At 53.6% G+C, this 16424-nt stretch carries 21 protein-coding genes; 13 read left to right on the top strand and 8 right to left on the bottom strand.

The window, feature by feature from the left end:
* Positions 1-51: 51 nt before the first annotated feature.
* The 6 genes from EYC82_RS00495 to EYC82_RS00470 all read left to right on the top strand — a co-directional run bounded on the left by EYC82_RS00495 (position 52) and on the right by EYC82_RS00470 (position 3411).
* Positions 52-240: a hypothetical protein gene (locus EYC82_RS00495; RefSeq protein WP_279247592.1), complete on the top strand. Its 189-nt coding sequence runs from the start codon at positions 52-54 to the stop codon at positions 238-240.
* Between the two features lie 22 nt (positions 241-262).
* Positions 263-949, top strand: coding sequence for a VWA domain-containing protein (locus EYC82_RS00490; protein WP_279247591.1), 687 nt, complete (start codon positions 263-265; stop codon positions 947-949).
* A gap of 8 nt (positions 950-957) precedes the next feature.
* Entirely contained in the window at positions 958-1671 is a 714-nt protein-coding gene (locus EYC82_RS00485; protein WP_279247590.1) for a J domain-containing protein, read from the top strand.
* Positions 1672-1742: 71 nt separating this feature from the next.
* Positions 1743-2075 carry a hypothetical protein gene (locus EYC82_RS00480; protein ID WP_279247589.1) on the top strand — a complete coding sequence of 111 codons (333 nt, stop codon included), beginning with the start codon at positions 1743-1745 and terminating at the stop codon, positions 2073-2075.
* 78 nt (positions 2076-2153) lie between these two features.
* Complete coding sequence (gene htpX / locus EYC82_RS00475; RefSeq protein ID WP_279247588.1) at positions 2154-3041, top strand: protease HtpX; 888 nt, start codon at positions 2154-2156, stop codon at positions 3039-3041.
* A gap of 211 nt (positions 3042-3252) precedes the next feature.
* Positions 3253-3411 carry a hypothetical protein gene (locus tag EYC82_RS00470; RefSeq protein ID WP_279247587.1) on the top strand — a complete coding sequence of 53 codons (159 nt, stop codon included), beginning with the start codon at positions 3253-3255 and terminating at the stop codon, positions 3409-3411.
* Positions 3412-3427: 16 nt separating this feature from the next.
* On the opposite strand, the gene EYC82_RS00465 is transcribed toward EYC82_RS00470, so the two are convergent.
* Both EYC82_RS00465 and EYC82_RS00460 read right to left on the bottom strand, forming a co-directional pair.
* On the bottom strand, positions 3428-4150 hold the full coding sequence (locus EYC82_RS00465) for an EthD domain-containing protein (protein ID WP_279247586.1): 723 nt from the start codon (positions 4148-4150) through the stop codon (positions 3428-3430).
* A 13-nt stretch (positions 4151-4163) separates the two neighbouring features.
* Positions 4164-4934, bottom strand: a complete 771-nt coding sequence (locus tag EYC82_RS00460) for a glucose 1-dehydrogenase (RefSeq protein WP_279247585.1) — start codon at positions 4932-4934, stop codon at positions 4164-4166.
* A 220-nt stretch (positions 4935-5154) separates the two neighbouring features.
* Between EYC82_RS00460 and EYC82_RS00455 the strand changes: the two genes are divergently transcribed.
* Positions 5155-5877, top strand: a complete 723-nt coding sequence (locus EYC82_RS00455) for a DUF1499 domain-containing protein (protein WP_279247584.1) — start codon at positions 5155-5157, stop codon at positions 5875-5877.
* A gap of 60 nt (positions 5878-5937) precedes the next feature.
* Entirely contained in the window at positions 5938-6942 is a 1005-nt protein-coding gene (locus tag EYC82_RS00450) for a S1C family serine protease (protein WP_279250628.1), read from the top strand.
* An 18-nt stretch (positions 6943-6960) separates the two neighbouring features.
* On the opposite strand, the gene EYC82_RS00445 is transcribed toward EYC82_RS00450, so the two are convergent.
* Positions 6961-7710, bottom strand: a complete 750-nt coding sequence (locus EYC82_RS00445; RefSeq protein WP_279247583.1) for an SDR family NAD(P)-dependent oxidoreductase — start codon at positions 7708-7710, stop codon at positions 6961-6963.
* 274 nt (positions 7711-7984) lie between these two features.
* Between EYC82_RS00445 and EYC82_RS00440 the strand changes: the two genes are divergently transcribed.
* The 4 genes from EYC82_RS00440 (at position 7985) to EYC82_RS00425 (ending at position 12189) form a co-directional block, all read left to right on the top strand.
* Positions 7985-9172, top strand: coding sequence for an acyl-CoA dehydrogenase family protein (locus tag EYC82_RS00440; RefSeq protein ID WP_279247582.1), 1188 nt, complete (start codon positions 7985-7987; stop codon positions 9170-9172).
* 12 nt (positions 9173-9184) lie between these two features.
* Positions 9185-10324: an acyl-CoA dehydrogenase family protein gene (locus tag EYC82_RS00435; RefSeq protein ID WP_279247581.1), complete on the top strand. Its 1140-nt coding sequence runs from the start codon at positions 9185-9187 to the stop codon at positions 10322-10324.
* Positions 10325-10341: 17 nt separating this feature from the next.
* Entirely contained in the window at positions 10342-10704 is a 363-nt protein-coding gene (locus EYC82_RS00430) for a nuclear transport factor 2 family protein (RefSeq protein ID WP_279247580.1), read from the top strand.
* A gap of 216 nt (positions 10705-10920) precedes the next feature.
* Positions 10921-12189 carry a hypothetical protein gene (locus EYC82_RS00425; RefSeq protein WP_279247579.1) on the top strand — a complete coding sequence of 423 codons (1269 nt, stop codon included), beginning with the start codon at positions 10921-10923 and terminating at the stop codon, positions 12187-12189.
* 16 nt (positions 12190-12205) lie between these two features.
* On the opposite strand, the gene EYC82_RS00420 is transcribed toward EYC82_RS00425, so the two are convergent.
* From EYC82_RS00420 to EYC82_RS00410, 3 genes are all read right to left on the bottom strand, one after another.
* Positions 12206-13711: an MBOAT family O-acyltransferase gene (locus tag EYC82_RS00420; RefSeq protein WP_279247578.1), complete on the bottom strand. Its 1506-nt coding sequence runs from the start codon at positions 13709-13711 to the stop codon at positions 12206-12208.
* A gap of 99 nt (positions 13712-13810) precedes the next feature.
* Positions 13811-14026: a hypothetical protein gene (locus EYC82_RS00415; protein WP_279247577.1), complete on the bottom strand. Its 216-nt coding sequence runs from the start codon at positions 14024-14026 to the stop codon at positions 13811-13813.
* Positions 14027-14209: 183 nt separating this feature from the next.
* Positions 14210-14674 carry a DUF2141 domain-containing protein gene (locus EYC82_RS00410; protein WP_279247576.1) on the bottom strand — a complete coding sequence of 155 codons (465 nt, stop codon included), beginning with the start codon at positions 14672-14674 and terminating at the stop codon, positions 14210-14212.
* Between the two features lie 152 nt (positions 14675-14826).
* Here EYC82_RS00410 and EYC82_RS00405 point away from each other — a divergent pair, with 152 nt between their 5' ends.
* Positions 14827-15231 carry a hypothetical protein gene (locus EYC82_RS00405; RefSeq protein WP_279247575.1) on the top strand — a complete coding sequence of 135 codons (405 nt, stop codon included), beginning with the start codon at positions 14827-14829 and terminating at the stop codon, positions 15229-15231.
* Here EYC82_RS00405 and EYC82_RS00400 read toward each other — a convergent pair.
* Together EYC82_RS00400 and EYC82_RS00395 are read right to left on the bottom strand one after the other, a co-directional pair.
* Positions 15228-15515: a DUF1244 domain-containing protein gene (locus EYC82_RS00400; protein ID WP_279247574.1), complete on the bottom strand. Its 288-nt coding sequence runs from the start codon at positions 15513-15515 to the stop codon at positions 15228-15230. The genes EYC82_RS00405 and EYC82_RS00400 overlap by 4 nt on opposite strands.
* A 76-nt stretch (positions 15516-15591) precedes the next feature.
* On the bottom strand, positions 15592-16380 hold the full coding sequence (locus EYC82_RS00395; protein ID WP_279247573.1) for an SDR family oxidoreductase: 789 nt from the start codon (positions 16378-16380) through the stop codon (positions 15592-15594).
* Positions 16381-16424 lie beyond the last annotated feature (44 nt).

The following is a 16424-nucleotide window of genomic DNA, read 5'->3' as shown; positions in this document are numbered from 1 at the left end:
TCCCCATCTGGACTATAATCCCGAGCGAGAAGAAATGTGTGAGAAACGCCAATGAATATAACCCGGATCAACCCGAAGGAACTCTCCAGCCGCAAGCTCTGGCAACTGGCTGAAACTCCTGCGGCAGACCAGTTGAGCCTGGACGAGCTGTCAGAGATAATTGCAGAATTACGCGAGCGCTGTCACGATCTCAATGATATGCAAAAAATTAGCAAAATCGACCAACAGTCAACCGCCTGAAACCCTAGCGAACTGATACTGTATGGCTAAACCACCCGCTCGCCGGTCGACCTCAGGGGACATTGCACAGTTCCTGCAAAAAAGCAGGGACATCACTGAATTCGTGGAACGACAGCCCCGGCTTATTTTCGCCATCGACGCTACCGCCTCACGTCAGCCCACCTGGGACCGCGCCAGCCACCTGCAGCAGTCGATGTTCCGAGCCAGTGGCAAAATCAACTCTCTCGCCGTGCAGCTTTGCTACTATCGAGGTTTCGGAGAGCTTCAGGCCAGCCGGTGGTTAACGGACAGCGATGCACTGGCGCGTCTCATGGGCACGGTACAATGCGAAGGTGGGCATACACAGATCGCCAGACTTCTGCGCCACGCTCTGCAGGAGCATAACCGCATGCCGGTGCAGGCTCTGGCGTTTATTGGTGACGCCCTCGAGGAAAATCCAGACACCTTGTGCGAACTCGCAGGCCAGTGTGGTCTGCTAAAACTTCCCCTGTTCCTGTTTCAGGAAGGTCATGACAGCGCGGTCGAACAGTGTCTGCAAAGCATGGCTCGACTCAGTGGTGGCGCCTGGGGACGGTTCGATGCACACAGTGCAGAAATACTGGCTGGCCTGCTGGGTGCGGTAGCAAGCTATGCAAGGGGCGGTCGCACTGCACTTGAAACGCTTGAGGGTGACAGTGCTAAACTACTCCTTCGCCAACTGAACCACTGAGAAATGCTGTGCCCCGATTGATACTGCTAATGGCGGTAGTCGCCGTTGTCTACCTGCTGGTCCGCCGGGTGCAAGCCCTACCTCCGCATAAGCGCAGGAGCGAGTATTTCAAACTTGGCCTCGGGGTCGCCCTTTTCGCTACAGCGATCCTCGCCTTGACCGGGCGTCTGCACTGGGTGGGGGCTGCTATCACTGCCCTGCTCGTGACCGCCCGCCAGGCGCTGCCACTGCTGATGCGTTTTTTCCCCATGCTCGCGGGCCTCAGGGGTAAAGGGGCACTCGGCGCTGGCCAAAGTTCCACTGTGGAAACGCCGCTGTTGCGCATGCACCTTGATCACGATAGCGGAGAGCTGCAGGGGGAGATACTGCAGGGCGCATTCAAGGACTGGCGGCTCGCGGAAATGAAGCGCGAGCAACTCGAGGAGTTCTATCGCTACTGTCAGGCAGAAGATGCCGACTCAGCGCGCCTTTTGTCTAGCTATCTGGAGCAGAAATTTCCAGGCGAGGCGCCCTTTGATAACCCGCCTGGAGGACAAAGCCCTTCCGCGCAACCCATGGACCGCAAGGAAGCACTCGCTGTTCTGGGCTTGGAGGATGATGCCGGCGAGCCGGAAATCGTCGATGCACACCGCAAGTTGATCCAGAAACTGCACCCTGACCGGGGAGGCAATGACTACCTCGCAGCACAGATTAACCGCGCCAAGGACATACTTCTCGGCTGAAACTGCAACTGGATTCGAGCCGTCGGGTTGTTTACACTCTCGCCCAGCTTTCACGAGGACACTCCCTATTTATGGCTGATTTAAATGTATTTGTTGTGCGTAACCAGTTGGGCCATTACTGGGGCAAAAAGAAGCACTGGGTGGATGGCACAGACCCCCGCAGGGTGCTGCACTCTTCTCACGAAGACGAAGCCATCAATACGCTGTTCGAGCTGAGCTCAAAGGATATTGAACTGCGCGGGGAGGTGCTCGCCGCGGCCATAAATGATCGGGGTGAGCCAGTAGTTCAACCCAGTGATACGCTGCTGCCAGACGAGTCGGGCGAAGACACAGCCAGCGGCGAGGAGGGCGTAACGCGGGAGACACCGGCTGAGGAAGCAGCCGCCAGCGCGGCCGACGCCTGATCGCGAGTTTATTGTAAGCGGGAACCATTGAAGGCTACCGCGCCATTAGACTGACAGGAGGTCCAGAGGGATTACGTCATGCGAATACTTTTGTTTCTTGCCACCAATGTCGCTGTTCTTGTGCTGGTTGGCATTGTTTTCAACCTGCTGGGGCTACAGGGCATCCTGGCGGAGAACGGCGTGGACCTCAACCTGGGGGCGCTGCTCATCATGTGCGCGCTGTTTGGCTTCGGCGGCTCGCTAATTTCGCTGTTCCTGTCGAAGTGGATGGCAAAGCGCGGGACCGGCACTCGTATTATCGAAACCCCAGACAACACAGACGAACAATGGCTGATAGATACCGTAAAAGCCCTTGCGGATGAGGCGCAAATAGGTATGCCTGAAGTCGGGATATTTCCCTCCGACTCAGCCAATGCGTTTGCCACCGGCTGGAATCGCAACGGCGCGTTGGTCGCCGTGAGTGTCGGCCTGCTGCAACGCTTCAAGCCCGCCGAGGTGCGGGCTGTCCTGGCGCATGAAATTGGCCACGTGGCCAACGGCGATATGGTGACACTCACCCTGATACAGGGTGTAGTGAATACGTTTGTGCTCTTTCTTGCGCGTGTTATTGGCCATACGGTCGACCGGCTGGTGTTTCGCAATGAGCGGGGCTACGGTATCGGCTACTTTGTGGTGACTATTGTCGCGCAAATGGTTCTCAGTGTGCTGGCCAGCGCCATTGTGTTCTGGTTTTCCCGCTGGCGGGAATACCGGGCAGATTACGCGGGTGCCACTCTAGCCTCGCCGGGCGATATGATCGCAGCCTTGCAGCGTCTGCAAATGGAACAGGATCAACCGCAGGATTTACCCGGAGAACTGACGGCGTTCGGTATTAGCGAGCAATTGAAGGAAGGCCTCAGCGGGCTTTTTCGTTCCCACCCGCCTCTCAACGACAGGATCACAGCATTGCAAGCGGGCCGACAGTAAGCCGGTTCCGCCGCATCACGCCAGCTGACTCAACACGCACCCTGGCGCGCGATTCGCAGTCGACACAGTGAGCACACATCGCAGCCGTCTGCACAACATCTAAAGTAAACTTCCGTTTAGATCGTTAGGCGGATAGAAAAAGCAACCGACCAGCATTAACCTTGTTCCTGAAATCGACGCATATCCACTTTCGGATATTCAGGAGCTAAAAATGTTTAGCCTATTATTAGAAGTTACTGCTATTTTCCTCATGCTGTTCGTTATCGTGCCGATACTGTTCATGGCCGTTTTCATGCGTCTCATCACGCAAGAGAAAGATGAGCACATTCTCTGGGGCAAAGACGACGACACCGACATCGTCAATCATTAGTCACCTAACGATCGCGTCAACGGACCTCTAGCAGGGGCTCCATGAGGTACTCACTCATCGGAATTACATCGATTTTCGCGAAGTCAATAAAGCGCGTGCAACTATCCATCATTGCCTGCATGTGCTGCTTCAGCAGATCTTTATCACCCCCTGTCGCATAAAATATATGGTCATCTTTCATAGCTTCGGGAGGAAAATTTTCCTCTACGATGGCGTCACAGTGGCGTGCGTCACCCTCTTGCCTTCTCACCACCAGATTTTGGCGATAGCCGAATGTCGACTGGGTATCAATTGCCACTTGCGTGTGGCTGTCTTTCCAGGTCGCGAGAAAATCTTCCCGCTCCATATCCGCCGGTGAGGACAGGAACACCACCTGACACATACCATAAACCCGCTCGCCCGATTGCGACGGATGACGCAGTTGGCTGACCAAAGGCTCCGCTTCTGCCACGAGATAGGCGGTTTTACGCGCCACATATTGATCGACCAGCGCTTCCCAAGCCGGGGCCACACCGCGGAAATCAACCCATAGCGACAGCATAGCGTCCGGCACGGGTGTGCAGGATTCCATGCGCCTTCCGCTGGCCGCAGAGACCGCACTATCGGCCACACAGATACGCAGTCCGTGGACGTCGATCCGGGAGGTCAATTTGGGAGAGAGCTCAGCCAACAGGGTGTCGCGCAGTTCATCAGCCGTCTGACCGGAGCGCTTCCAAAGTGGATAGATCCATTTCTCCATCGTAGCGAACCTGCTACACGCCAACAGGCGGCGTAATGGTAGAGCCGTTGTCTACCAACATCTCAGCGCCAGTCACATAACGCGACTCATCAGATGCCAGATACAGAACAAGGTTGGCGATATCTACAGGCTCACAGATGTTCTCGACATGCCGCAGCTTTTCAATGTCTTCTTCACTGGCCGTATCCTTGCCGGTTGCGACTTTGACAATCATCGGGGTTGCAACACCATCCGGATGAATCGAGTTACAACGCACACCGTTCTTTTGCTCCTTGCAATACATCGCAACGTTTTTTGTAAGCGCCCGCACAGCACCCTTACTCGCCGTATAGGCAGCGACAAATGATTGACCATGAATTGCTGCGACAGAGGACATATTAATGATCGATCCGCCGCCCGATTCCACCATCGCGGGAATAGCATGCTTGCAACCGAGAAAAACGCCTTCACTGTTGACCGCATTTATCATCCGCCAGGACTCCAGGGTGGTATCGACAACTGTTCCCACAGCGAGCACGCCTGCATTATTTACCAGGATGTCGAGCCTGCCAAACTTCTCCACGGTACGGGCAATCACCTGCTGCCAGTTTGCCTCGTCAGTCACATCCAGCTTCATGAATACGGCATTACCTCCAACGCGCTCAGCAACAGCGCGGCCATCGGCCTCGTTAAGATCGGCAACCACAACACTGGCCCCCTCGCGAGAAAGCACCTCGGCATCTGCTGCACCCATACCACTGGCACCCCCTGTAACAATTGCGACTTTGCCGTCTACTCTAGCCATAGTGATTATTTCTCCTGTTTTAGCCGCAATATGCCCGCTGCATCCAGCGGCTCTTGATAGTTGCGCGCCAGTTAATCAGATGGCCCGCCATGACTCAAACTGCCGTCGCGCAAACACTGCTTAGGGCTGCCCAATTGAACCATTCAAGGACTCGCCAGCTGGGCAGACCAGTAGTATTCTTCTGATTGACTGCCGGTCTGGCGAAAACTGGAGAATCATCATGGAATCATCATCAAGTAAAGCACCGCGTCTGGTCAACTGGACCGGCTACCTGTCACTGGCCATGTTGTTAATACTGCCCGTATCCGTTCTGGCTGCCCGCACTGGCGCTTGGCAGCCTGCACTGCTGATCTACGCTATAGCAATCCTTGGCAGTACTTTGCTGCTAGTGGTTGCCATCGTGCTGCTCGTTATGCCACGCATGGCTGCCTGGCGCACCAATATCACTCTCAACATGCTGTTTTCCTTTCCCGGAACCCTGCTGTTTATTACCATGCTTAATGCAGGTGACTACCCCACTATTCACGATATCACCACGGACACAGATGAGCCGCCGTTGTTTGTAATGGCAGAGCAGGCGCGTGGCCCGGATAGCAATACACTGGCTATCAAGCCCGATAGCATTCTACAACAAAGAGATGCTTACCCAGAGCTTTCAGGACTTGAGAGCTCCCTCGCACCGAGTGCGGCTTTCGATCGCGCGCTGGTCGTCGTGCGCGAGTTGGAGTGGGAGATTTATCACGAAGATCGAGGCGCGGGTATTATCGAGGCCGTCGATACCACCAGTTTCATGGCTTTTAAGGATGACGTGGTGATCCGGATTCGCCCGCTGCCGGGCGGCAGCCTGCTTGACCTGCGCTCTGTATCCCGCGTAGGAAAGGGGGATATAGGCGCTAATGCCAAACGCATCAACGCCTTTATCGCTGCATTTCCCGGGAGTTAGGCTGCGCGCGTGTACACAATCATCCGCATCCTTGCCTGCCTCACTGTATTCAGTGCGGCAATGGCCGCCGCGCAGGCTTCAGACTACTTGAGTTTCGCCACTGAGGACGAAACCAACACCATGGAGATATTTCGCGAGGCAAGCCCCGCGGTAGTTTATGTCACCAATACAGCACTGCGCCGCCGGCTGTTCAGCCTGGACATTATGGAAATACCTCGCGGTAGTGGCACCGGTTTTATCTGGGACAAAAGCGGACTGGTTGTCACTAATTACCACGTGGTCGCTGGTGCACAAAAGCTGACCGTTACCTTGCAGGACAGGTCACGGTACGACGCAATGATTGTCGGTAAGGCACCGGAGAAAGACCTAGCCGTATTGAAAATAAAGGAACCGCCCGACAACCTCATCACGCTTCCTCTCGGGGACTCTACAGAGCTGACCGTGGGACGCAAGGTCCTCGCCATTGGCAACCCTTTTGGCCTAGACACCACACTGACAACCGGCATTGTGAGTGCACTAGGCCGGGAGATTCGCGCTGCAGGCAACCGCAAGATTCGTGGCGTTATCCAGACCGATGCCGCTATCAATCCCGGAAATTCGGGCGGGCCGCTACTGAACTCCCTCGGGCAGCTGGTTGGTGTGAACACAGCTATCTACAGTCCTAGCGGCGCCAGCGCAGGTATCGGTTTCGCTATCCCGGTTAATACCGTGCGCAATGTGGTACCACAACTGATTAGCTATGGCCGTGTGCTGCGCCCCACTGCAGGAATCGAATTAGCGAGCGACTACTGGGTTAAACGCTACCGGATCGAGGGCGTGCCCGTTATCCATATTGCCCCCGGCTCACCCGCGCACAAAGCAGGTATGGCAGGTGCATTCCACAATGGCCGCGGAGAGATTGAGCTGGCGGACATCATTATAGCGATCAATGGCAAGCCCATTCGCAGCCAGGATGATTACTTTAGCGCACTGGAATCCCGCAAGAGCGGAGATCATATTGAAATAGAAACTCGCAGGAATGACAGCAAGCACCTGTTCCGCGTACAACTGGCGGACTCACAGTAACGCTGCCCCACGGCCCGGTCAGGACAAAGTGCCGCCGTCAACCCGAATATCTTCACCTGTGATGTGGATACCATCATCCGATATCAACATGGCAATAACACCTGCCACCACTTCTGGCGACTTCGCGCCAGTCAGAGACATGATGCGGGGCATGAGGTCAAAATCCATTGTCTCAGGAAACCCGATACCGTCTGTCATATTTGTGTTGATATCACCAGGACAGACGCAATTTGCCCGCACGCCGCGCTTGGCATACTCCACAGCGATACTCCGGGTCATTGCCAATACACCGCCTTTACTGGCAGAGTATGCGACACCGCAGGGCAGGCCTTGCAATGCAGCAGTAGACGCAGCGTTCACGATGCTCCCCTGAGTCTGCACCAGATGAGGAAGGGCCGCGCGGCAGAGATACATAGTACCAGTGAGATTCACATCGATGACTTTTTGCCAGTGATTGGCCTGCAGCTGCTCGGTGTCGTCAAAACGCAATACACCCGCCATGTTCACCACACCGTGCAAACTGCCATACCGGTCTATACACGCCTTTACCGTCTCATTAACACTGCTTTCGTCTGCCAGGTTGCCAGTGCACGCGGTCGCCTCGCCTGCCGCACTCCGGATTTGCGCCGCAGTGGCCTCTACCGCATCTCCATTGAGGTCTACACAAAAAACCGAGGCGCCCTCGCTAGCAATCCGCAGCGCGCTCGCCTTCCCTATGCCGCTGCCGGCCCCCGTTACCAGAACCGTCCTGCCCTCAAGTCTTTGCATAATGCCTCCAATTCTTCAGGAAGGCAGAATGCCCGCGACGGCGCGTGTGGTCAAACGAACCGGTTCGAGGCAATATACCGTCCCAGTACAATTGACAGGGCGCACGGGACTGGCGGATTTCATCACCGCAGGCTGACATTTTAGGCCATTGCGCCGAACTGGCGCTGGTGTACCTTTATCTGCCGCAAACGCGTCCGTATCATACGTGCATCACCCAATAGCGCGCTCCGGACTTTATCTCCCAGAGCCATAACACCACCTGCCAGGAGCAGACATGGAAGACCTTGAACAGTTTCGACTGGACACCCGCGAATGGCTGACGGCAAATTGTCCAGATTCGCAGCGTCAACCCATCACGCCAGAACAGCAGTACTGGGGTGGCCGCAAGGGAAGTTTTCCCAGCGAAGATGCCCAAACCTGGTTCGAGCGCATGCGAGACAAGGGTTGGACCGCACCCGAATGGCCCACCCCCTATGGCGGCGGTGGTCTCTCGCCGCAACAGGGGCGCGTACTCAAAGAAGAAATGAAGCGCATTCACGCGCGCACGCCCCTATTTGGCTTGGGACTCTGGATGCTTGGGCCGGCCGTGCTCGAATACGGCAGCGAAGAACAAAAGCAGCAACATATCAGGGCGATAGTTAACGGTGAGCACCGCTGGTGCCAGGGTTACTCCGAGCCAGGCGCTGGATCAGATCTGGCCAGCCTGCAATGCAAAGCTGAAGATAAAGGTGATCACTTCCTGGTCAATGGCAGCAAAATATGGACTACGGCCGCTGATAGATGCGACTGGATATTCTGCCTCGTGCGAACCGATCCGGACGTGAAAAAACAGGAGGGTATCAGCTTCCTGCTGATTGATATGGATGACCCCGGCGTTAGCACAACACCCATTGAGTTGATCAGCGGCGAATCCGAGTTTTGCCAGACCTTTTTCGACAACGTCGAAGTACCCAAGGAAAACCTTGTTGGCGAACTCAACAAGGGCTGGTCAGTTGCCAAGGCTCTGCTGGTGCATGAACGCAAGCTCATGTCCGAAATGGGCAGCGAGAGCCCTCGCCAGGTGCTTACTCCAAATGAAGCCGCCAGAGAATATCTGGAATTCGAGGACGGTAAAATCGCCGATGCGCGTTTGCGTAGCGATCTCGCAGACTACGATATGCTCATGCAGGCGGTGGCACTGACTCACTTCCGCACCTTCGAGGAAAAAGCAGCAGGCATGCGCAGTGCAGCGCCTATGGTAATGAAGTACGTAGGCACAGAGGCGGAAAAAACCAAAAGTGAACTACTTTTAGCGATTCTGGGCAGTCGCGGGCTGGGCTGGGAGGGGGACGGTTTTACTGAGCAGGAAATCGACACTCTGCGCTTATGGGCCATGTCGAAGGCAATGACCATCGCCGGCGGCAGCAGCGAAGTACAGCTCAACCTGGTCGCACAGAAAATTCTTGAATTGCCACAGCCCTAGGAGCATCTATACATGGCACTGGTACTGAACGAAGAACAACGATTGCTGCAAGAGACTGCCAAAGATTTTCTGGGCAGTCGTGCGCCAGTGGAGGCGCTGCGGAAGCTGCGCGACAAGCGCGACGCTATCGGCTACGACGCTGCGTTGTGGCAAGAGATGGCGGAAATGGGTTGGGCCAGTATTATAGTACCGGAGATATATGGAGGACTGGAATTTGGCTTTCTCGGCCTGGGCGTCGTCATCGAGGAGGCAGGCCGAACACTGACTGCGTCACCCCTGCTCTGCTCCGGCGTGGTCGGCGCCTCTGCCATCTTGTTGGGTGGCAGCGAAGAACAGAAACAGTCCTTGCTGCCGTCCATCGCGCAAGGAGAACTGACCTTTGCACTGGCGCTGGAAGAAACCCACCACCATCGTCCCAATCATATTGGGGTCGCTGCCAGTCAGCAGAAAGATGGGTATGTCCTTAACGGCAATAAGAGCTTTGTGCTTGATGGCCACAATGCCGACAGGCTCATCGTAGTCGCACGTAGCCACGGTGAAACACGCGACACGGAAGGACTCAGTCTATTCCTAGTGGACGGAAATGCTCCGGGCGTAACGCGAACGCGCACCATAATGGCCGATAGCCGGAATGCAGCCAATATCCAGCTCAACAACGTCACCGTCACCGCGAGCAGCATCCTCGGCGAGGTCGGAGAGGGGTGGAGCGTATTGGAGCCAGTGCTGGACCGTGGCCGAGTCGCGCTGGCGGCAGAGATGATGGGGTGCGCACTGGAATCCTTTGAACGCACCGTCAACTACTTAAAGGAACGTGAACAGTTCGGCGTACTCATCGGTACATTCCAGTCGCTGCAACACCGAGCCGCCCATATGCAATCCGAATTGGAGCTGAGCCGTTCGGTACTGTTGCAGGCACTATCCAGCGTGGATGAGTCTCCCGAGGATCTGCCAGTTATGGCCAGTCTCGCCAAGTCACGCCTGAACGAGCTGGTCAAACTGGTAACCAATGAAGCCGTGCAAATGCACGGTGGTATCGGCGTTACCGATGATCTGGAAATCGGATTTTTTCTGAAGCGAGCACGCAGTGCCATGCAGATATTTGGAGATACCGGTTACCACAAGGATCGCTATGCAACACTCAACGGCTACTGAGAAATAGAGGTAATACAATGGACCACAGCAAAATGATCGACATGGTGCACAAGTACGTGGAAGCGTTCGACAAGCAGGACATCAGCATTATCCGAGACATCTATGCTGATGACGCCTGCGTGGAAGATCCTGTAGGCACCGACACGCACAACGGAATTGATGCGATCTGTGAGTTCTACGATAACGCGCTCAGCTCAGGCGCAAAATTGGAACTCAGTGGCGAACCCCGCTGCGCTGGCAACGCAGTCGCTTTTCCGTTTCAGGTCAAGATGCCCGGAATTGCGATCGATATCATCGATGTATTTGAGTTCAATGGGCAAGGGAAAGTGAACAGCATGAAGGCCTACTGGAGCGACGGAAATATGCAAGCCGATGAGTAGCATCGTCGGCACGCCCGCCCGCAAGGGTCAACTGATAGAATTTGCAGAAAAAAACAGCTTTTCGATTACTTTGCGTAATTCTTCCCGCAGCATCGGTCCCGCTGATAAAAATGAGAGATTATTAACACGATAAGATCAACGTGCCTGCCCGGGTACTTTTTGTCAATTCTCGCTATAATGTAAAAAAGAAGATCCACACGTTGATACGCCAATGCTATGACTAACGGCCATCGCTATATTGTCAAAACCGCTTTTTTCACCCTATTTTTTCTCGGGCTTCTGGCTGCGTTTAACGCCACTATAAATCCCTACCAGCTGCTCCCTATCCCGGCTATCACAGGTCTGAACGAAAAGAAGACTGATATATTTTTTCACTTAGCCGTCGCCAAACCCTATCATTTCTACGCCGGGGACAAGGCCAATGTTGTGCTTGGCTCATCAAGGGCTGGCACAGCCATTGACCCCAACCATCCACTGCTTAGTGAACGGGGTTTTTATAACTACGCCACCCCCGGAGGCACTCCGGAATACGACTACCTCAAGCTTCGGTCAGCGATCGCGTCCGGACCGGTGCAGCATGTCTATTACTTTGTTGATTTTTTCACCTTCAATACCTACTACGAACTGCCCTCCAGCACCACCGATGCATTTCGCAAGCGTACTGCCTTTGGCACTGTTCGATTTATAGAGCAGGCCGTGGAGGACCTAAGTGCAAGCTTACTGAGCTACTACGCTACTCGAGACAGTGTTAGCACAATGCGCAAGCAATCTGCTGCAGAGTCCGGGGCCATTACTGTTACGACACTCCGCCCCAATGGTCTGTGGGATCTTTCCTTTGCCAGCGAGCGTCAAACAGAGAAGGCTTTTGCTTCCACGGAGAACGGATATTTACATCAAAACTGGTTTCTACCGGCTAGTGGCAAATTTTCACTACACGAAACACCATCAGCGCCCAACCAATCCTTTTCCTATTTCAAAGCAACGCTAGTAATGGCTCAGGAGCATAATCTGGATATGACCGTCGTTATCTTGCCCGTCCATGCCCGCCTATTGGAAAATCTAGATAACGTCGGGCTGTGGCCCAATTTTGAATACTGGAAACGCCAACTAGTCACTATCAATGAAAAAATCGCCATTGCTCAAAACACCAAGCCTTTTCCTTTGTGGGATTTCAACGGCTATAGCGAGGTCAGTACAGAACCGGTTAACGATGAGGACCCGCCCCGTTGGTTTTATGACTCAGCCCATCCCCACGTCAATACGGGAAACCGGATCCTGAATATTGTATCCGGGCAGCAAGTAGACAATTTCGGCAAACAGCTGACTTTAAGTAATGTAGACGATTGGTTGGCGCTTCAACGCAGTAATCGCGAAAGCTACAGAACAGCCAACGCGTCGCTGGCGGACGATATACAACGCCGAGTGGCGAAATTCAGGAAACGCAATCAGCGGTATATTGAAGCGCCGCCTAAAACGGCACCTTAAAATTACTTCCTCGCAACTAAAACTGGAAGTAAATAAACTCGCTGGCACCAAACATTCCCACGAGAGAACAAGCCAGCAGCACGCCAACAAGAAGCGCCCATCGCAGCGTCGGACGCCATTGGCAAGCGCCTTCGTAGTCAAGTAGCTTAAAAATCTGACAGCTATTGGGCAAGTACAGGGTGAACAACAAAGCCCCGGTAAACATAACGACGGTCAGCGCTAAAGGCGACGTAGCCGCGCCCCATAGCAAGGAAACGAGGCTTCCAAAGCCAGCATTGACGATATAGTTACCATAGCTTTTGGACAACCCGCTCTCCCCCATGCCGAACATGGCTAACACCGTATTGTTTGCGACCGTTATATCCGGAGCACGAAAGTATACCCAGGCAATGACGATAACCAATGTTGTGAGGAGGAGACTGAGAACCTTGTATAACGAATGACTGCGCAACCCGCCTAGCCCCATTCGATCAAAGAGCGCTCGCCACCAGTGATTCAGGATTAGATAACTGCCGTGTAGGGCGCCCCATACGACGAATGTCCAGGCTGCACCGTGCCAAAGACCTCCCAATAACATTGTCGCAAACAAGTTAACATATCGACGTGATGGCCCTTTGCGGTTGCCCCCTAAAGTGAAGTAAAGGTAGTCCCTAAGAAACCGCGACAAAGTCATGTGCCAGCGACGCCAGAAATCGATAATCGAAAGCGATCGGTAAGGTGAATTGAAGTTTATCGGCAATACAATACCGAACAACAGCCCCAAGCCTATTGCCATATCGGAATAGCCGGAGAAGTCAAAATAAATCTGAAAATGGTAGGATAGCGCGCCCACCCAAGCATCCCCGGCATAAAGCGCGCCCTCATTTGCCGAGTTGAAGAAGCGGCTCGCATAAACCGCAAAGTTATCAGCGATTACGACTTTCTTAAACAACCCCACAATCAACAACGAGAGACCCGCTGCAAAATTAGGCGTGAAGTCAATGCGCGAAAGCATACGGTTGATCTGCGGCATCACCTCCTTATGGTGGACAATCGGACCGGCGATCAATTGCGGGAAAAAACTAACGAAAAGGCAATAATTCATAAAGTTACGTTCGTGGGCGGCATGCCGATAGCAGTCAACCAGATAAGCAATCTGCTGAAACGTAAAAAACGAAATTGCCAACGGCAATACTACCGACGTTGCGCCAAAGGACAAATCGAAGGCGTCATTGACACTGGCGATCAGGAAGCCGCTGTACTTGAAATAGCCCAGCAGAGACAAATTTATAGTAACACCTGACGCAAGCAGAAACCGCGAGGGATTGTTGACGGCCAGCCACCGACCAAAGGCGTAGTTAATGGCAATAGATGCCAGCAGCAACAGCAAGTACTTTGGATTCCAATAGGCGTAAAAAAAGAACGAGGTAAGCACCAACAGGGCAATGGAAATCCGAGCGGATAACCAGCGTCTTGCAGCGTAAAACAACCCCAGAGTAAGCGGGAGAAATAGTAGTAAAAAAGCAAAGGAATTAAAGAGCATAGCGTGCAGTTTCAGAACAACGGGTCAACCCACGAAGCACATACTATAGCTGAAAATACAGACTAACTCTCGGCTAAACAGCACCGCAGCGGGCCGCTCTTAGGACCCCTTCAAGACGGTATCCATGTCAAACGATGACGCATAACGCTCTATCCACTCAATAGCCGCTTCGTCAAGGCTCATTAATCGTCCCGTGTCCTTCAAGATTTTCTTGCGATAGCGACGAATCTGCCGCACTTGCTCAAGCATACGCGCACGAAACACATCCTCGGTGGAGGCGGATATCTTTTCGCTGTGTTCAAGCACATTAGACATAATTGGCCCTATATACTGCACGCATGGTTATTGATAACAGCTAATCACACACAATACAGCCCATGCACCAGCCCCTTGTGAAGGAGTGCACAGAAAATCCCTTATTCTTATGGGGCATTGTGTAAAATTACCACGTGCGGCGCGACGTTCAGAGGCGAATATTGCTTCGGGCTAACGCCGTTGCTATTCCAGCGTCTGGATAACAATGTGTTGAATGAGCGGTTCGGCACCCAACGTAAAAACCGCCTCGTCATACTTTGGAGGTCCGAACTTGGCAACAGCATTATTCGACATGGCAAACGGCTCTTTGGGAATACCAATAAAATTGGTATTCAGTTCGCCATCACCATCGGCATCATAAAACACCGTCAATGCGTAATCATCCAGCGGAAGCTGTAACTCTGTTCGCACGAGCTCGCCATCCAGCGCATCGGCGATGGCAACTTTTTCGCTGGCAAAAACGGCGTCCTCGCTCAACCAATCGTCTTCTGAATTGTAAACAGCGATATACACATCCCCCGTCGCGTCTTTCAAACCCGATAGCTCGACAATCAATATTCCCGTCAGATCGTCGGCAAAGGTCCACTGAGAAGCAAACATTCCCAGAAAGAGATTGAGAAGAAATGCTGTGACCAGATTCTTTGACATGGCTATGCTCCACGTAATATCGGCAACCAGCATAGCCCATATCGTGCCCGGGATCAGCCGGCGTTCTCTCAAAAGAAGCGTATTGCAGTGCTCAAGCAGATACTTTTTACAGTACACTACGGTTTTACAACACATGCGGAACATTATTAGCTATGTCACTGGGAACCTGGGATCCGGGCTTGGCGTCAACCAACGCCGAGAGTCTACTGAGCGCTGACACTCTGGATCGGCTTATCGGATATGATCGCGAAAACAAGCTGCACCAGCTGGATGAGCTACTCAGTACCGACGAACAGCAGCGCATGGCAGCCCTGATGAAAGTTGATCACGACGCCTGGCGAGGCGTTGCGGAGCCGCTGGCTGATGCCGCGGTAATTCACCTACTCCGATTTTTCGCCGTGGCAGAAAATCTTCCTGGCTGGGAGGCGGGAGCCCAGTCACCGGTGATACCTTTGGCGAGGATTTTACGCAAGCGTGGCGCGCGACTGGACAAACCAATGCTGCAGTGGCTGCGAGAGGTCAACGACAACCGCTTCCTGCCTTATGGACCCCTCTAAACGTCGGACTTCTTGTCAAAGGTTGCCATCTGCTCCGAGGTAGCAGGTGTCTGGTGCTTTTTTTTCCACTCCCCATAGGGCATGCCGTAGACCCGTTCACGTGCTGCATCGTAATCAACACTCTGACCCGCCTCCTCCGCTGCGGCCATATACCACTTGGATAGGCAATTACGGCAAAACCCGGCCAGATTCATCAGATCGATATTCTGCACATGCTTATGCTCGTCCAGATGCTCCAGTAAACGGCGGAAAACTGCCGCATCAATTTTGTCAGTATCGCTCATCCCAAACTCCCGTCGTATTAACTGTGCCCGCACATCTTTTTGGCCCCGGCGGCAATGAAAAACTGCCCAATGCTGTCTAAATTGGCATGTACTCGCCGCCATTTACATCCAGTGCGGCTCCCGTCACAACTCTGGCGTAGTCAGACGCGAAAAACAGGGCCGCCTTGGCACACTCACCATCGTCAGGTATTTCGCCCAGGGGTATATTTTCTGCGACCTCTGCAATCAAGTCGGTCTTATCGCGACCGGTGGACTGGGACTGCCAGTCGAAATACATCTCTACGTTAGGACCCCACATCCACCCCATGTGTACACTGTTTACGCGGATATCATATTGTCCTAGCTCAAGTGCCAAATGTTTCGTCGCAGCGCGTAAAGCCATTTTGGACGCGCCATAACCGCCCTGTGTTGCCATCGGCTTGTGCTCCACCATAGTCGCGATCATGACGATAGAGCCGCCTGACAACTTCATATGCGGGATACACGCCTGACTCAGGTACATAGTCCCAAAGAGATTTACGTCCATAGCAGCCCGCCAGCCCGCCATATCAGCAGATTCAATAGGCTCGAAAGAGCCCGGGTTATAGGCTGAATTAAATAACACATCAATACGCCCAAACGTTTTCGCTGCCGCATCGGCAAGCGCTGTGCACTGCTCCTTATCGGCAATATCGGTCGCCATTTTAAGTACTTTGGTACCTAGACCCAGTGCCTTTATCTCCTGCTCTGCCACATCCAGCTTTGCCTCTGTGCGGGCCGCGAGCACCACCGCACTGGCGCCCTCTTTCGCTGCAAGTGTCGATAATTCCTGGCCAAGGCCCGGACCGATCCCCGATACGATAACCACTTTGTCTTTCAATAACATAGGATGATTCCTTCATCTGAAGCAGGATTTGAATACAGGCTGTG

The organism is Candidatus Marimicrobium litorale (genome assembly GCF_026262645.1).
GTDB classification, from domain to species: Bacteria; Pseudomonadota; Gammaproteobacteria; order Pseudomonadales; family Halieaceae; genus Marimicrobium; species Marimicrobium litorale.
This window is presented reverse-complemented; position numbering and strand designations above follow the sequence as displayed.

Bases quoted from the DNA above. Each gene is read 5' to 3' on its own strand.
- EYC82_RS00480 (WP_279247589.1), top strand. From the start codon at position 1,743: ATGGCTGATTTAAATGTATTTGTTGTGCGTAACCAGTTGGGCCATTAC.
- EYC82_RS00395 (WP_279247573.1), bottom strand. From the start codon at position 16,380: ATGTTATTGAAAGACAAAGTGGTTATCGTATCGGGGATCGGTCCGGGC.
- EYC82_RS00455 (WP_279247584.1), top strand. From the start codon at position 5,155: ATGGAATCATCATCAAGTAAAGCACCGCGTCTGGTCAACTGGACCGGC.
- htpX (WP_279247588.1), top strand. From the start codon at position 2,154: ATGCGAATACTTTTGTTTCTTGCCACCAATGTCGCTGTTCTTGTGCTG.
- EYC82_RS00400 (WP_279247574.1), bottom strand. From the start codon at position 15,515: ATGAGCGATACTGACAAAATTGATGCGGCAGTTTTCCGCCGTTTACTG.
- EYC82_RS00465 (WP_279247586.1), bottom strand. From the start codon at position 4,150: ATGGAGAAATGGATCTATCCACTTTGGAAGCGCTCCGGTCAGACGGCT.
- EYC82_RS00405 (WP_279247575.1), top strand. From the start codon at position 14,827: ATGTCACTGGGAACCTGGGATCCGGGCTTGGCGTCAACCAACGCCGAG.
- EYC82_RS00425 (WP_279247579.1), top strand. From the start codon at position 10,921: ATGACTAACGGCCATCGCTATATTGTCAAAACCGCTTTTTTCACCCTA.
- EYC82_RS00420 (WP_279247578.1), bottom strand. From the start codon at position 13,711: ATGCTCTTTAATTCCTTTGCTTTTTTACTACTATTTCTCCCGCTTACT.
- EYC82_RS00440 (WP_279247582.1), top strand. From the start codon at position 7,985: ATGGAAGACCTTGAACAGTTTCGACTGGACACCCGCGAATGGCTGACG.
- EYC82_RS00410 (WP_279247576.1), bottom strand. From the start codon at position 14,674: ATGTCAAAGAATCTGGTCACAGCATTTCTTCTCAATCTCTTTCTGGGA.
- EYC82_RS00415 (WP_279247577.1), bottom strand. From the start codon at position 14,026: ATGTCTAATGTGCTTGAACACAGCGAAAAGATATCCGCCTCCACCGAG.
- EYC82_RS00445 (WP_279247583.1), bottom strand. From the start codon at position 7,710: ATGCAAAGACTTGAGGGCAGGACGGTTCTGGTAACGGGGGCCGGCAGC.
- EYC82_RS00495 (WP_279247592.1), top strand. From the start codon at position 52: ATGAATATAACCCGGATCAACCCGAAGGAACTCTCCAGCCGCAAGCTC.
- EYC82_RS00430 (WP_279247580.1), top strand. From the start codon at position 10,342: ATGGACCACAGCAAAATGATCGACATGGTGCACAAGTACGTGGAAGCG.
- EYC82_RS00450 (WP_279250628.1), top strand. From the start codon at position 5,938: ATGGCCGCCGCGCAGGCTTCAGACTACTTGAGTTTCGCCACTGAGGAC.
- EYC82_RS00460 (WP_279247585.1), bottom strand. From the start codon at position 4,934: ATGGCTAGAGTAGACGGCAAAGTCGCAATTGTTACAGGGGGTGCCAGT.
- EYC82_RS00470 (WP_279247587.1), top strand. From the start codon at position 3,253: ATGTTTAGCCTATTATTAGAAGTTACTGCTATTTTCCTCATGCTGTTC.
- EYC82_RS00435 (WP_279247581.1), top strand. From the start codon at position 9,185: ATGGCACTGGTACTGAACGAAGAACAACGATTGCTGCAAGAGACTGCC.
- EYC82_RS00490 (WP_279247591.1), top strand. From the start codon at position 263: ATGGCTAAACCACCCGCTCGCCGGTCGACCTCAGGGGACATTGCACAG.